We start from the raw sequence: 16179 nt of genomic DNA, 5'->3' as shown, positions 1-16179 counted from the left end.
CTTTCAAGCTCAACATGGTCACTATTAAGCTATATATTGGAATAAATTGAGAATCTATCGGATAGAATAATATATTCTCTCTGTACCTTTACCTCAATTTTAATTATTTCTTTCCCTAATGATGGCTTTTACTCAATTCCACTCACTACTTACTATACTATATAATTTTTTAAAACTATAACTGAATAAAACCTTGATTTCTTATAATAGCAAAGGGTTTAACAGACATAATGTTGAGCAACGAGTTATGAAAAAATATTGCTCTCATGGATTTGTAAAAATCAATGTAAGGATGAAATACTTCAATTTAAAGACTGCTTAATTTTTGACATAGTATCTTAACCTTTTCGAATCTACAATTTTACTGTCTCATTAAAACTTTATTACCAATTCCATCCCCACAAAATTCAAAGGTATAAAATCATTTTTACTCAACAGTAACTGATTTTGCTAAATTACGAGGTTGATCAACATCTGTTCCCAATAAAACAGCCGTATGATAAGCGATTAGTTGAATAGGTAAGGCATAAATAATAGGCGCAATAAACTCTGAAGAATCTGGCAAAATAATGGTTGATAAAGTATTAAAATTAACTGCTTCTGCTCCTTTTTTATCAGTTATTAAAATAATACGACCATTACGCGCTGCTACCTCTTGCATATTAGAAAAAGTCTTCTCAAACCATCTATCATAAGGAGCCACAACAATAACTGGTATCGTCTTATCCACTAACGCAATCGGTCCGTGCTTTAATTCACCAGCAGCATAACCTTCAGCATGAATATAAGAAAGCTCTTTCAATTTAAGAGCTCCCTCTAAAGCAATAGGATAAGAAGTACCACGTCCAAGGTAAAGGACACCTGTCGCATTCACTAAATCATGACATATGTGTTCAATCTTATCACTTAACTTTAAAACTTCATTTAAAATCCTAGGAGATTCTGCTAACTGCTTAACAAATCGGTGCTCTTCCTTTTCTGAAAGGTACCCACGTTGCTTCGCAGCACTGAGCGCCATTACAGCAAGTGTCGCTAATTGACAAGTAAAAGTTTTTGTTGAAGCAACACCAATTTCTGGACCTGCTAATGTTGGTAAAACAAAATCAGCTTCCCGTGCCATTGTTGATTGCTTCACATTTACAATTGTTGCTGTTTTTACACCACGTTTGCGACAATAACGCAATGATGCTAACGTATCTGCTGTTTCACCAGATTGAGAAACAAACACTGACAACATATCAGGAGCTATAGGTGGCTTACGATAACGAAACTCTGAAGCCACATCATTATCAACGCTTAAAGCAGCAAAATTCTCAAACCAATAACGCGCAACTAAAGTTGCATAATAAGAAGTTCCACAGCTCGCAAATAATATTCTATTAATTTCTCTCCAATCAATGAAGTTTTCAAATGAACGAACCGTATAATTTCCAAAATCAAGGTAATGTGCCAAATTATGAGAAATAACTTCGGGTTGTTCAGCCATCTCTTTATGCATAAAATGAGAATGATTCCCCTTAGAAATTAATAAAGTTCCTTCAAATAACGAGACAACAGGTCGCTCTGCCACTCTATTTTCTGCATCATAAACTGTAACCTTTTCTCGTGTAAGGACAGCCCAATCACCATCTTCCATATAGCTAATGCGATCGACAAATGGTGCCAAAGCAATTGCATCCGATCCAACAAAAAATTCATTTTTTCCGTAACCAATAGCTAAAGGTGGACCAGAGCAAGCTGCAATCATAAGATTATCTTCACCTTTAAAAATAAGAACAATAGTAAAGGCACCTTGTAACCTTTTCCAACTTGTACGTACTGCTTCTTGCGGAGAAAGACCACTGTTTAATGCACGTGTAATTAAATGAGCAATAACTTCCGTATCAGTCTCTGTTTCAAAAATATAACCATCCTCAATAAGCTCCCTTTGCAACTCTAAAAAATTTTCAATAATTCCATTATGAACAACGGCAAGCCGTTCGGTTACATGAGGATGCGCATTCCGCTCAACAGCAACTCCATGAGTAGCCCAACGAGTATGCCCAATCCCCACACTTCCTTTTAATGGTGTTTTTTTTAATTTTTCTTCTAAGTGAACGAGCTTCCCTTCAGCTCGCATACGGTAAAGATGACCATTATGTATTGTTGCTATTCCTGTTGAATCATACCCTCTGTACTCAAGACGCCTTAAACCATCAACAAGCAAGGATGTAACACAACTATTTCCAAGAATTCCAATAATTCCACACATTTAAAAGCTCCAATTTACATCCTAACTTTCACCTTTTATTCAAAGCTTAGAGTAATTCTATAAACAAAGCACATAGTACATGCTGTATAACAATATTCACAAACAAGCTCCCCTACATAATTGTTTAATTACTATAAAACAAAGAAAGAGATTTTAAATGATCAATTTTTCTGTTTATTTTCTGACAAACGTGCACGCAACTTTATCACATAATCTTGCTTCGTTACTTGTCTTGCACGTCCAAAAGCCATACTGTTTATAGGAACATCTTCAGTTATAACACTTCCTGATGCAATGTAAGAACCATTCCCTATAACTAATGGAGACACAAGCGTTGAATTAGACCCAATGAAAGCATTATCATCTACAATAGTTTTATATTTATGAAAACCATCATAATTACAAGTAATAGTGCCAGCTCCAATATTAGCATGCGCACCAATTTCTGCATCGCCAATATAACTTAAATGATTAACTTTAGAAGATTCTCCTATTTTAGCTTCCTTAACTTCACAAAAATTTCCGATCTTTACTGATCGCGCTAATTTTGTTCCAGGACGCAAACGTGCATAGGGTCCGATTTGCGAATCCACACCAATAACAGTTCCCTCCAAATAACTAAAAGCACGAATAACTGCACCAGACTGTACTTTTACTCCCGTTCCAAAATAAACATTTGGCTCTATCAATACCCCTGGCTCAATTTCAGTATCATAAGAAAAGTAAACACTTTCTGGTTTAAGTATTGTAACACCAGATAACATCAAATCACGCGCTTTACGCTTTTGCCATACAGCATCAGCCTGAAAAAGCTCAAAACAATTATTAATTCCGACAACATTATCAAAAGACACTTCAACAACTCGTACGTCTAATCCTTTGCGCGAAGCAATGGAAACCACATCTGTTAAATAATATTCCTTTTTAAAATTGTTATTACCAACTTTATTTAAAAGAGAAAGCGCATGCTTTCCATTAATAGCAAGTATTCCACCGTTACAAAAAGAAATCTTTTTTTCTTCATCACTCGCATCTTTTTCTTCTACGACTGCTATAAGCTTACCGTCTTTCTTAATAAGGCGTCCATAACCTGTTGGGTCTGGAGCATGAAAACCAGCCACAACAACATCCGCTCCAACCGCAAGCTGTGCACGAATTTGTAATAATGAACTCTTCTCAATCAAAGGAGTATCACCAAAAACAATGAGGATATCATCTACCTCTTTTTTTAAAGCTAATCGAGCAGATAAAGCAGCATGAGCAGTTCCTAAACGCTCTTTTTGTTCAAAAATCATCGCATTTTTTGTAAATGATTGAACAGTTTCAGCAACATCTTTAGAACCAAACCCCACAATTACCGCTAACTTTGAAATACCAGCCAATTCTATTTGCTTTATAACATGACATACAAGCGGCAAGCCAGCAATCTTATGAAGTACCTTAGGAAGAGACGACTTCATACGCGTCCCTTCACCAGCTGCAAGAACAATAGAAAGACAATTTCTAAACATAACAAAACATCAAGTTAACGAGAGAATCCAAAAAAACTGACAATATCATGCTAACGTAGAGTTTCCACATTATTCAACAACGGATAATTTTCCAAAAGCCAAAATGACAGACCCTGCATAGAATCTGTTAAAAATAAAATCCCTGTGAGAACCAAAAGAATACCAATAACCTTTTCTACTTTCCCTAAATGAACTCTAAAAACTCTTAAAAATGTCATAAAACTGCTTGAGAATAAAGCTGCTAATACAAAAGGCACTCCAAGGCCTAACGCATAAACTCCTAAAAGAATAGCTCCTTCTCCCACAGTTTCCTTTGTTCCAGCGAGTGTTATTATAGGCCCTAAAATCGGACCAATACAAGGTGTCCAACCAAATGCAAAAGCTAAACCAACGATATAAGCTCCCAAAAGTCCTGACGGCGTCCTATGTGTTTGAAATCGTACATCACGAAATAAAAAAGAAATCTTTAAACAACCCAAAAAATTTAAACCAATAATAATAATAATAACCCCAGCAGCCATCGCGAACCAATCACGATAATACCCTATAAATTTTCCAATTGAGCTTGCACTAGCACCTAAAGCAACAAAAACAGTGGTAAAACCAAATACAAAAGCAAGAGCGGAAGACAAAAGCGCTAGACGTACAGATAATTTTCCGCCCTGCTTTCCTGAATGAAAGTCATCGATTTTAACTCCTGCCATATAGCACAAATAAGGAGGAACTAACGGCAAAACACACGGCGATAAAAAAGAGAGTGCACCAGCCAAAAATACACTTACTGTTGAAATTTCTATACCCAAAACTTTCTTCCTACCTTCAATTTTGATTTATGTTTAAAAATCAACTATTCACTTGTTGATTCATTAATTTTTTGCATATTTTGCATATTTGCTACCACATTCACATCTTCATCACGACCAGAAACAACCGAAAAAACTTTTTGGTAAATTTGGTCTTGATTTTTAGCAATAGCAATATAATCGCCTTCAGCTAATACAAGCGAAACATAAGCACCAACAGTTTCATAAATGATATCACCAGACTCATTGGTAATAGACCAACTTGTATCTGCTAACGCTTCCCCTCCTTCTTGACGCACCAATTTAAAAACGATTTGAGCGGCTTGATGCTCCAGACTTACTTCAGTAATTTTACCTGCATCTACTTGAATATCTGAACGAACAATAGCATTAATAGAACCATAATAGGAAACAATATGATAACGTCCAGCTTTTAAACGTATAATAGACTGAGGCTTAACATCTGCTAAAACTACACCAGTTTCATCATTTTCCTTAGCATCTTCATAAATAGTAAAACGCAGCTCCCTTTTATTAACCAAACCATTAAGAAGTGTAGCGTCAAAAATAATACCACCAGCGTTAAGATTAAAACTTTTGGTAAGACTCTGGCCATTTTTTAAATTTATACGCCGCACTGCAGTTGCATGACCAAATGAAACATGAACAAGATAACTTCCTGGTTCTAAATTAAAACGCGCACTTCCCCCTTCAAAAGTTGCTATCAGTGGTAATTTATTACTAGCTTCTACAACAGGTGCATAAACTCTCCATATAAGCCCTTTTGAAATATTTTCACCGCTATTTGTTAATCGAGCATGCAATATTATCTCAGCCTGAGGATATAAATTTTCTTTTTCACGATCTTGAGATTTTAAAATAAAACTTGTTGGATGTTTTTGTTGTTGGCTTTGCCCTTTTTCTTCTTCAGAAAATGCATAATCATTCCCGGATAATGAAAAAAATATTACGCACAACCACAAAAATCGGCATAATATTTTTGCAATAATATTTATTTTTGCATTATTAATTAAAATAGTACCCTTTTTAATAAACAATACTCAAAAGCCCCTATTCTAAATTGAAAAACTCACGCCACAACCACATGAAGAGGTAGCATTAGGATTGCGAATTTGAAAAGACTGCCCCATAAGATCATCAACAAAATCAATCTCTGCTCCTTCCATGAATGGAAGAGATACTGAATCAATAAACACAACCGCCCCATCTTTTTTGAGAACGAGGTCATCTTCTCTGCTTTCAGAAACTAAATCATATTTATAAGAAAAACCAGAACACCCACCACCTTCGACGGAAATACGTAACCCTATTTTATCTGTTTCATTCAAAAGTATCTGGGCAATACGCTTAGCAGCAAAATTTGAAATATTCACGCTCATTCTTCATATATCCTTGCAATAAACTGCCAAGAAAGGATATCCAAAGCAGTTAATAATAAACTAATCTAGAGTAAAAATGGATAGCACGCAATGGATATGAGCAATATCAATTACCAATCTCGAGCGATATATAGCACTAACCCACAAACAAGTCGTGGCAGATTATTCCATGAAACTAAAAGTACTATACGTTCGCCTTTTCAAAGAGATAGAGATCGTATTATTCACTCTAATGCATTTCGACGCCTTAAACATAAAACGCAAGTATTTATTGCCGATGAAAGCGATCATTACCGTACTCGACTGACTCATTCGATAGAAGTTTCTCAAATTGCACGAACATTAGCCCGTGTATTATCTCTTGATGAGGATCTTGCTGAAGCCATTGCCCTCATTCATGACTTTGGACATACTCCTTTTGGCCATGCAGGAGAAGATGCTCTACATGAATCCATGAAACATTATGGTGGATTTGATCACAATGCACAGGCATTGCGCATTGCCACAACATTGGAACAACGTTATGCAAATTTTGATGGACTTAACCTTACTTGGGAAACACTAGAAGGACTAGTAAAGCATAATGGTCCTCTTTTGGGCCCTTATGCAAATAAAAAAGATATTCATATCGATATCTTAGAGTATAATGCAAAACATGACCTTGAACTTAATTGTTTCGCTGGGTTAGAGGCACAATGTGCTGCTATTGCTGATGATATTGCATATAATGCTCACGATATTGATGATGGTCTACGCTCAAATTTTTTAACAATTGATCAATTTAAACAAGTTTTTCTCACTGCATCATTATTAAAGGATATAAAACAAGAATATCCACAACTTGATAATACTCGACTCGGCTATGAATTGGTGCGTAGGCAAATAACAGTTATGGTTGAAGATGTTATTCAACAATCAAAAGAAAATTTAGCACGTATCAAACCAACAAATGTCGATGATGTTCACAAAGCTGAACAAACCATTGTCACTTTCTCACCTACCATGACCATTTACGAAAAAGAATTAAAAAATTTTCTGTTTAAAAATCTATATTATCATGATCAAGTCCTCAATCGTCGTAATACAGCAAAATGCATTGTACAAGACTTATTTGACTGCTATTATGAAAAACCTGATGCAATGCCTGAAAGCTGGCATATCAAAGCAATGCACTTAACAAATCAAGAGTTGGCCCGTCTTATCTCTGACTTTATTTCAGGTATGACAGATCATTATGCTTTGCGTGAACATCGCCGTTTATTTGACCATACAGATAATTTTGTTTAAGTGATTTTTATATATTATGGAAACCGGATATGAATGTCTTTAAAAACTTCGAAAAAAAGATTAAAAAATCACTTGAATTATCTGATATAAAAGAAAAAAGTGGAAAAGATTTAGACTTATCAAAAGTGACTGTTGATCCTCCACGTGATTCTTTACATGGTGATTTATCAACCAATGCTGCTATGGTACTTGCAAAATCCATAGGACTTAATCCACGTGCACTTGCAGAAAAAATTATAGAATTTTTCAAAAATGATCCCTTAATTGAAAGTATTAATGTTGCTGGTCCTGGATTTATCAATATCAAGCTCACAAAGTCATTTTGGCATAACGCAATAAAATTAATGCTTGAATCAGGCACTTCTTATGGACGCACTTCAATAGGAAATGGAAAACACATCAATGTTGAATTTGTATCAGCAAACCCGACTGGTCCAATGCACGTTGGACATTGTCGAGGTGCTGTTGTTGGAGATGTCCTCTCTAATTTACTACAATTCGTCGGCTATAATGTTACAAAAGAATATTATATCAATGATGCAGGTGGACAAATCGAAGTTCTTGCTCATTCCGTATTGCTTCGCTATCGTGAAGCTCTTGGACAAGAAATTAATGAAATTCCAGAAGGACTATATCCTGGCAAATATTTGATACCGTTAGGTCGATCACTTGCACAAGAATTTAATGACCAATTGCTAACTATGGATAAAAATGAAGCTTTATCTATAGTTAAAGAGCGCGCAATTAATGCGATGATGTCTATGATTCGTAAAGATTTATCTGCTCTCAATATTTATCATGACGTCTTTTTCTCTGAAAAAATACTTTATGCAAATAATGCACAAGCCATACGTGAAACAATTAATGACCTCACTTTAAATGGCTATGTTTACAAAGGTAAACTACCGCCACCAAAAGGGCAAAATGCAGAAGACTGGGAATCAAGTGAACAAACTTTATTTCGTTCAACTAGCATTGGTGATGATCAAGACCGTGTCTTAGTTAAATCTGATGGTTCCTACACTTATTTTTCTGCTGATATTGCTTATTTTCGTGATAAATTTAATCGTAATTTTGATGAAATGATTTATATTTTGGGTTCAGATCATGCTGGATACGTAAAGCGACTAGAGGCAATGGCAAAAGCAATTGCAGGCAATAAAGCCAAGCTAAATGTATTTTTATGTCAGTTGGTGAAACTTTTCCGCAACGGCCAACCCGTTCGAATGTCTAAAAGAGCTGGCTCATTTATCACTTTACGTGATGTTGTGGAAGAAGTAGGTCCTGACCCTGTGCGTTTTATGATGTTGTACCGTAAATGTGAAGCACCTCTTGATTTTGATTTTTCAAAGGTGACAGAACAATCAAAAGATAATCCTATCTTTTATGTACAATATGCAAATGCGCGTTGTCACTCAGTTTTTCGTCAAGCAAAAGAAGTTTTTCTTATTGAAAACTTTTCTAATGAAGCAATGATTGCACACCTTAATAGACTAACAGATGATAATGAAATATTTTTAATCCGCAAACTTTCTGAGTACCCACGCATCATTGAACAAGCTGTAATGCACAAAGAACCGCACAGATTAGCGTTTTACTTATATGATCTCGCCTCAAACTTCCATGCACATTGGAACAAAGGAAGTGATAATCCTGATTTACGCTTTATTAGACCAAGTGATAAAGATTTATCATTTGCTAGATTAGGATTGGTACAAGCGATAATGAATACTTTATCATCAGGATTAACAATTATTGGGGTAGAAGCACCAGTAGAAATGCGTTGAAAAAGTGCTATAAATTCATAAAATAGATAATCATTTATAATTTTTAGTGTATTCTTTCATATCAATATAAGGCATGATAATAGATTATTATATTTAAACTACAAACCATCACGTGAGAGAAGTTATGAGCGATAACGATCGCAGAGACAAAAAGCCACAACAAATAAAACATGATGATGGATTCTATGAGTCTGTAGAAGAGCTTAGCCAAATTTTAAACTCAGGAAGACAAAATAGAAACAATATTCAAGAACCCAATCAAGCAACACCTCAACCTTATGAAGCTTCTCTTAAAGACGAAGATTTTGATTTATCTTTTTTAGAAGCAGAGTTTACAAACGATCTGTCCGATAATCCATCATTGAACACTGAAAACGAGCACTGGGATATATATTCCAATGCATCAAACTCCATCAATGACACACTCAACTCTCCAAAGCAAAGCACCTTTTCTAAAGAACACACTTCATCTACAGATCATGATGAAGAGAAAATCTTAGATACACTCTCTCCTCTCCCTATCCATAGGGGTCAACCACTTCACAACAGCAGCGTTTCACCTCATTCCGATCCATTCTTTGTAAAAGATAGTGCACAACCACAAAATTTCTCTTTCAATGAACCTGAAATACAAGATAACGGCGCAACCTATCCTAAAGTACTTTATGAAAAAACCTCATCCTTCCCATCACAAACAGAACAACAATCAAATGCTCCCAATATACAGCAAAATTATGACAATAGTTCAAACCTCTACGACACTCCCTTCAACCACCCCTATACGATTCCAACTGATCAAAAAAAATTGGCTGAGGAACATTATACTGATGTACAAAATTCTTCTATGAATACAGATGTTGCGTATTCAGAGACTTCAGAAAAAAATAGTACCACAGACAATGAAGAAATAGATAATTTTTATTTTGCTTTAGATTCAACAAGAGGTAATCAACTATTTGATTCTAAAGAAACTCCTCTAGAAAATGATATTAATAATTATCATCAATTTCACGAAGAAAGTTTTTTAGAATCAGATATTAATGCTACAAGGAATCCTGAACAAAATGATACCCGAACTCAACATATCAATAATGAAGTAGGTGTTAGATATAATCAAAGTAGTTTGAGTGCTTCACAGTCTTCATCAAATTTTTTTAGCACTGCACAAGAAAGTAATGTTCATTCAGGTAATAAAGCTAGGGAAGATACCCCTCCCCCAATTGTTGATACTTACAAGTTTGCAGAAGAGGTTGTAGATAAAACTGGCCCCATCATGGTTCCAGAAGTTCCGTATACAGCTCCCGAATATGATGCACCTATTGATAATTTAAAAGAAGAATTTGCTGATGTATTTAATGTAGGAAATGTATCAGAAAAAAACACTTCACAGCATTTACAAGACGATAATGTAAACAAAATTTTTAATCAAGCTGTGCAAAGTCCTGAAACAGATGCATATATAGACATGCGGGAACAAAGTGCGAATTATTTTCCTATTGACAATATGGAGTATGACTCTTCATTTTTTGCCCAAAACTCACCTTATAATGATATGAACTCTCCCTCTATTAATGCTGCTAAAAATTCTCCCTTGAAAGCTTTTACCATTAGTAAAATTACTACCAAAGGTATTTTTTTTCTTATTTTGATAACTATTGGTTTTATCGGTTATTCTCGTTTCTTTACATCATCACAAAAAGACAAAGATTCATTCATTATTCATGCTGATAATACACCTTTTAAATTTAAACCAAAAATGGTTGATACTGAAAATAATACTATTGCTGATTTAGATATCTATAAGCAAACAACAGAAGAAAATGAAGAACAAAAAAGTAAGCAACCATTCCTTATTGATACTTCTGAGCCACTTGAAAATTTAGCAGCGTTAAATCAACAGGCATCTGAAAGCTCTTCATCTTCCTTTCTTGATGAGCCTGATATTGAAGACGCAGTAACAAAAGCTATTAATCATACTATTCCAACTCGAGAAGTGCAGACTGTTGTTGTAAATAAAGACAATACAGTTGCCTCCAATTTAGAGAATCATACAGATACTGAATTCTCTAATAATTCTGAAGAAAATAGTGAAGTAATTATAAATCAACGTCAAAACAGCCCTTCTATTTCTTCAGAAGTTTCCGATACGAATAGTAACATAGAAGAACATGATCTTGTGGATGATGTTGATAAAGTGATAACAAAAAATGTTGCTATCCCTAAGGTTGTACCAATTCCTTCACCTGCAAAATTTGATTCAACCACACAAACATATATCGCTTCTCGCTCTACCCCATCGATCCAAAAAGTGACACAAAACTTAGAAAGTCATTATGTACAAGTAGCATCTCAGCCAACGTCTGCGTTAGCTCAAGATTCTTTAAGAAATGTAAAATTTAAATTTGGATATCTTATCGGCAATCGTCCTTTAAATATTCACTCTGCTCTTATACCAGGAAAAGGTACTTATTATCGTGTGCGTATCCAAACAAAAAATCGTGATGAGGCTATAAGGCTTTGTGAAGATATAAAAAATTCTGGGGGAAATTGTTTTATCACACGCTAAATAAACAATATGATAGTTTTTAAAATTACTATGATTTAAAGTAATTAATTAACTTACCAATTAATATTAAGAATATTATTATATATTCTATTCATAGAATATATATCTATAATTGCTTAAATATATTTAAAAATATTATTTTTATTTTATTGCGTAATATTATATATATATTATTTAATTTAATATAAAGCATTAAGAACTGTAAACAAACATAGCAATATAATAATGATAAAGAAATATCTTTATCAATAAAATAAATTATAATACGTTTTATTGGAAGATAAGAATTTCTTTTCTAAATAATCAATTTTATCAATCGTGATACATTTATCCATTTTTAATTCTTTTAAATATACCAGATAAAGTTATCGATATATTGATTCATTTAAGAAAATAAAAAATATAGATAAAAAATTAAAAGAAATATTACGAAACTTTTTAATTTTATAATGAAGCATTGACTAAAAAAAATTACTCCCCATAATGGGAAAGAATGTATAAATTTATCTTTAGAGAAAAGATAAAGATATAAAAATAAAGCACTTTCCAGAAAGTTTTATTTATGAAATTTCCCACATCATCGCTTCCGTTCAAAATAGAAAAACACCCAGCACCTTTACCAGATGAAACTCGTGAAAATATTTTAAAAAATCCTGGATTTGGCCAATTTTTTACAGATCACATGGGAATTATAAAATGGACGAAAAATAAAGGTTGGCATAATGCTGTTATTTCTCCGTACAAATCTTTAGAAATTAATCCAGCAAGCACCGTTTTGCATTATGCGCAAGAAATTTTTGAAGGTTTAAAAGCATATCGTGCAAAAGATGGACGTATTTTATTATTTCGCCCTGATGCTAATGCTCAACGTTTCATGGAATCAGCACGGCGCTTAGCTATGCCTGCATTGCCACAGGATATTTTTTTAGATTCAATTAATCAGTTAGTAAAAATTGATCAAAAGTGGGTTTCTGATTATCCGAACGCTAGCCTCTATATACGTCCATTCATGTTTGGAAATGAAAATATTTTAAAAGTTCATCCTTCTTTAGAATATATATTTTGTATCATAGCATCTCCAGTTACATCATATTTTAAAGGAGAAGAAAAACCTGTCAGTGTATGGCTTGAAACAGATTATAGCCGTGCTGGTCCAGGTGGGACAGGAACTGCAAAATGTGGTGGGAATTACGCAGCAGGTTTACTTGCACAAAAAAGTGCAGAAGAAAATAATTGTAGCCAAGTACTTTTCCTAGATATGGTTGAACATAAATGGATTGAAGAACTAGGAGGCATGAATGTTTGCTTTATAATGAGCAATAATACGCTTATCACACCCCCGCTTAACGGTACTATTCTTCCAGGAATAACGCGTAATTCGATTTTAAAATTAGCCCAACAAATGGGACTAACGATAGAGGAACGTCCTTATTCCTTTGAATCTCTTAAAGAAGATGCAGCAAGTGGTTATCTTAAGGAAGCATTTGCTTGTGGAACAGCTGCTGTTATCACATCAATTGGTCGTTTTAAATATAAAGACGGGGAGTTCACTATTGGAAATGAAATGATAGGAAAAGTCACAAAACAACTCCGAACACAATTAATCGATATCCAAAAAGGAAATGTAGAAGATAAAAATGGCTGGGTACACTCTGTTCGTCTATTATAACGATAATAGTTATTCTTAAAATAAATTTATAAAAATTTTCCATAGGGGAATTCTTTTTTAATTCCCCTTCCTTTATTTTATAAAATAAGAATGAGAAAAGAAAAGTTAATCAAATTTTAACAGATCTCTATGCTGTGCTTTAATATTACGGATTGTTCTTGTATATGAACGCATCACTATAGTTTCCGTTTGAATATACTGAGGAGTAAACTTTACACCAGAAAGTATATTACCATCCGTTACACCTGTGGCGGAAAATAGAACATCACCTTTTACCATTTCTTCCAAAGTATAAACTTTATTTGGATTCTCAATGCCCATTTTTGCTGCACGCGCAATTTTTTCTTCTGTATCAAGCTGTAAACGTCCCTGCATTTGTCCACCAATGCAACGTAAAGCTGCTGCAGCTAATACCCCTTCTGGCGCTCCACCAATCCCCATATATATATCGACACCCATTTCATCTGGATCAGTCGTATGAATAACGGCAGCAACATCACCATCACCAATTAAGCGAATTGATGCACCCGTTGCACGTACTTGATTAATCAATTGCTTATGTCGAGGCCGATCCATGATACAAACAGTAATTTTATTAACAGCAACTCCCTTAGCTTTTGCAAGCGCATAAACATTCTCAGCAGGATTGGCATCTATATCAACTATCCCCTTTGGATAACCAGGACCAATAGCAATTTTTTCCATATAAACATCAGGAGCGTAAAGCAAATTGCCTTTCTCAGAAAGAGCAACGACAGCTAAAGAATTAGCAAGACCTTTAGCACAAACTGTAGTCCCCTCAAGCGGATCAAGGGCAATATCAACTGCCACCCCATCCTTAACTCCTACTTTTTCTCCAATATAAAGCATTGGAGCTTCATCGCGCTCACCTTCCCCAATTACGACTGTGCCATCGATAGGCAAACGATTAAGCTCTTGACGCATCGCAGTTACAGCAGCTTGATCAGCAGCTTTTTCATCACCATGTCCTCGCCAACGCGCAGAGGCAACAGCAGCACATTCAGTTACGCGAGCCAATTCAAGAGTTAAAATACGATCAAGTCCATTTAAAATTTTCTGAGCTGTTGACATATATAAAAAATCCTACTGAATAAATTCTACCAGAAAATAGTAACATTCATCATCAAATAGCAATAATAAAGATTTTTGTAAAAACAAAAAATTTCCACAAAAGAAAAGACAGTCTCTATTCTCAATTATTTTATAAAAAACCATCAATTCATGTCATAGGTTCAATGCGAATGAATTGAGATTTTGTAACGAGATAGCCATCCTTTTCAACTGCGGCAAGTGCCTGTCGTACATTCACTTCTGTTGTTTCATGTGTTATTAGAATAATTGTTTTAACATCCTGATTTTCTACAAAAGTCCTTTGCACAATCGACTCTAATGAAATGTGGTTATCAGCCATATGCTTTGCAACTGCTGCAAAAACACCAGCACGATCATAAACATTTAAGCGAATAAAATAACCACCTTCATGATTAGAAGTACGTACTTTTTTATGAGGAGTAAGCGCTAATGCTGGTATTCTAAAAACAGGGGCATATTGAAAACCGCAACGCGCTTTAGCTATATCAGCCAAATCGCCAATAACTGCTGATGCTGTTGCTACCCCTCCAGCACCAGGACCAGAAAACAATAATTCACCTAATAAATCACTTTTAATAGAAAGAGCATTTGTGACACCATGAATCTGTGCAATCATCGATGACGCTGGGACCATAGTTGGATGAACACGCAGCTCGATTCCAGAATTTACTTTCAATGCGACACCTAAAAGTTTAATCCTATAACCCAATTCATCAGCCGCACGTATATCAATTTGTGAAATGTTGCTAATGCCTTCGACATAAATATCATTTAACAAAACAGTAGTTCCAAATGCTAAGCTTGTTAATAAAGCTAGTTTATGAGCAGTATCATTTCCTCCAATATCAAAAGCAGGATCAGCTTCGGCATAACCCAGCCTTTGTGCTTCTGCTAAACAATCTTTAAATGAAAGACCTTCAGTAAACATACGTGTTAATATATAATTACAAGTTCCATTTAAAATGCCATAAATACGTGATACGTGATTGCCTGAAAGTGATTCTCTCATTGCTTTAATGATAGGGATTCCACCTGCAACAGCAGCCTCAAATCTTAAAAAAACACCTTTTTTTTCTGCATTAATAGCAAGCTCTCTCCCATGCTGAGCAAGAAGAGCTTTATTCGCAGTTACCACATGATTGCCAACTTGGATTGCTTCCTTAACAGCTGCATGCACAATATCTAATTCACCACCAATTAGCTCAACAAAAACTTCAATTTCATTAGAAGCTGCCATCTCCACTGGTGAATCAAACCATTTTATACCATTCAAATCAATTCCACGATTACGATCTTTATTACGTGCACTAACAGCAACAACTTTAATTGGCCGTCCACATTGAAAAGCCAAGTTATCTTCTTTCTCGCGTAAAATTCGAATGACTGAAGCACCAACTGTGCCAAGACCCCCAATACCAACTTTTAAAGCTTCTGCCATTATTCAAATTACCTATGCCTTCTTTTTCACTAAAAAAATATCTTTCATTATGTGTAACCCAACACGTATATATCTTCTCAATCATCTGGATATGATTTAGCACCGTAAACTAAAAGCTAATGCTAAAACATAAATATTCATATTTTTCAGATAAAAATCGGTATAAATAATATTTCTTTTAAAATTAACACAAACATTTTCAAGCATAAAAGACTACACTGTTTGATAATTGTGTCATTTTATATAAATTATTTATGCTATAATAAAATCACCGTTTTTCAAAATAATCCTTCTTCAATAAAAGTCATGATAACTCATTTGAATACGACGCATTCTTTTAAAATATAATATAAA

General features: G+C 34.6%; 11 protein-coding genes. 4 read left to right on the top strand and 7 right to left on the bottom strand.

Going from position 1 to position 16179, the window contains the following annotated elements:
• Positions 1 to 427: 427 nt before the first annotated feature.
• The 5 genes from glmS to V5N68_RS01815 form a co-directional block, all read right to left on the bottom strand.
• Positions 428 to 2251 carry a glutamine--fructose-6-phosphate transaminase (isomerizing) gene (gene glmS / locus V5N68_RS01835; RefSeq protein WP_332065492.1) on the bottom strand — a complete coding sequence of 608 codons (1824 nt, stop codon included), beginning with the start codon at positions 2249 to 2251 and terminating at the stop codon, positions 428 to 430.
• 161 nt (positions 2252 to 2412) lie between these two features.
• Positions 2413 to 3762 carry a bifunctional UDP-N-acetylglucosamine diphosphorylase/glucosamine-1-phosphate N-acetyltransferase GlmU gene (gene glmU, locus V5N68_RS01830; protein WP_332065491.1) on the bottom strand — a complete coding sequence of 450 codons (1350 nt, stop codon included), beginning with the start codon at positions 3760 to 3762 and terminating at the stop codon, positions 2413 to 2415.
• A gap of 50 nt (positions 3763 to 3812) precedes the next feature.
• Positions 3813 to 4565, bottom strand: coding sequence for a cytochrome c biogenesis CcdA family protein (locus V5N68_RS01825; protein ID WP_332065490.1), 753 nt, complete (start codon positions 4563 to 4565; stop codon positions 3813 to 3815).
• 44 nt (positions 4566 to 4609) lie between these two features.
• Positions 4610 to 5623, bottom strand: coding sequence for an RgsD C-terminal domain-containing protein (locus V5N68_RS01820; RefSeq protein ID WP_332065489.1), 1014 nt, complete (start codon positions 5621 to 5623; stop codon positions 4610 to 4612).
• A gap of 18 nt (positions 5624 to 5641) precedes the next feature.
• Positions 5642 to 5965, bottom strand: a complete 324-nt coding sequence (locus V5N68_RS01815; RefSeq protein ID WP_332065488.1) for a HesB/IscA family protein — start codon at positions 5963 to 5965, stop codon at positions 5642 to 5644.
• A 90-nt stretch (positions 5966 to 6055) separates the two neighbouring features.
• On the opposite strand from V5N68_RS01815, the gene V5N68_RS01810 reads away from it, so the two are divergent.
• From V5N68_RS01810 to V5N68_RS01795, 4 genes are all read left to right on the top strand, one after another.
• The gene (locus V5N68_RS01810; RefSeq protein WP_332065487.1) at positions 6056 to 7252 is read left to right on the top strand and encodes a deoxyguanosinetriphosphate triphosphohydrolase; all 1197 of its coding nucleotides are present in this window, start codon (positions 6056 to 6058) and stop codon (positions 7250 to 7252) included.
• 29 nt (positions 7253 to 7281) lie between these two features.
• Entirely contained in the window at positions 7282 to 9039 is a 1758-nt protein-coding gene (argS, locus tag V5N68_RS01805) for an arginine--tRNA ligase (RefSeq protein ID WP_332065486.1), read from the top strand.
• Between the two features lie 124 nt (positions 9040 to 9163).
• Entirely contained in the window at positions 9164 to 11605 is a 2442-nt protein-coding gene (locus tag V5N68_RS01800) for an SPOR domain-containing protein (RefSeq protein WP_332065485.1), read from the top strand.
• Positions 11606 to 12167: 562 nt separating this feature from the next.
• Positions 12168 to 13274 (top strand): branched-chain amino acid aminotransferase, encoded by a 1107-nt coding sequence (locus tag V5N68_RS01795; RefSeq protein WP_332065484.1) that lies wholly within the window; start codon positions 12168 to 12170, stop codon positions 13272 to 13274.
• Between the two features lie 105 nt (positions 13275 to 13379).
• Here V5N68_RS01795 and glpX read toward each other — a convergent pair whose 3' ends face one another.
• Positions 13380 to 14366: a class II fructose-bisphosphatase gene (gene glpX, locus V5N68_RS01790; protein ID WP_332065483.1), complete on the bottom strand. Its 987-nt coding sequence runs from the start codon at positions 14364 to 14366 to the stop codon at positions 13380 to 13382.
• A 148-nt stretch (positions 14367 to 14514) separates the two neighbouring features.
• Positions 14515 to 15825 carry a homoserine dehydrogenase gene (locus tag V5N68_RS01785; protein WP_332065482.1) on the bottom strand — a complete coding sequence of 437 codons (1311 nt, stop codon included), beginning with the start codon at positions 15823 to 15825 and terminating at the stop codon, positions 14515 to 14517.
• Between the last annotated feature and the right edge of the window lie 354 nt (positions 15826 to 16179).

It is taken from the genome of Bartonella eidoli (assembly GCF_036576145.1).
GTDB lineage: Bacteria > Pseudomonadota > Alphaproteobacteria > Rhizobiales > Rhizobiaceae > Bartonella.
The sequence above is the reverse complement of the archived record's forward strand: the minus strand, read 5'-3'. Positions and strand labels throughout refer to the sequence as shown.

Bases quoted from the DNA above. Each gene is read 5' to 3' on its own strand.
- V5N68_RS01815 (WP_332065488.1), bottom strand. From the start codon at position 5,965: ATGAGCGTGAATATTTCAAATTTTGCTGCTAAGCGTATTGCCCAGATA.
- glmS (WP_332065492.1), bottom strand. From the start codon at position 2,251: ATGTGTGGAATTATTGGAATTCTTGGAAATAGTTGTGTTACATCCTTG.
- V5N68_RS01795 (WP_332065484.1), top strand. From the start codon at position 12,168: ATGAAATTTCCCACATCATCGCTTCCGTTCAAAATAGAAAAACACCCA.
- argS (WP_332065486.1), top strand. From the start codon at position 7,282: ATGAATGTCTTTAAAAACTTCGAAAAAAAGATTAAAAAATCACTTGAA.
- glmU (WP_332065491.1), bottom strand. From the start codon at position 3,762: ATGTTTAGAAATTGTCTTTCTATTGTTCTTGCAGCTGGTGAAGGGACG.
- V5N68_RS01785 (WP_332065482.1), bottom strand. From the start codon at position 15,825: ATGGCAGAAGCTTTAAAAGTTGGTATTGGGGGTCTTGGCACAGTTGGT.
- V5N68_RS01810 (WP_332065487.1), top strand. From the start codon at position 6,056: ATGGATATGAGCAATATCAATTACCAATCTCGAGCGATATATAGCACT.
- V5N68_RS01800 (WP_332065485.1), top strand. From the start codon at position 9,164: ATGAGCGATAACGATCGCAGAGACAAAAAGCCACAACAAATAAAACAT.
- glpX (WP_332065483.1), bottom strand. From the start codon at position 14,366: ATGTCAACAGCTCAGAAAATTTTAAATGGACTTGATCGTATTTTAACT.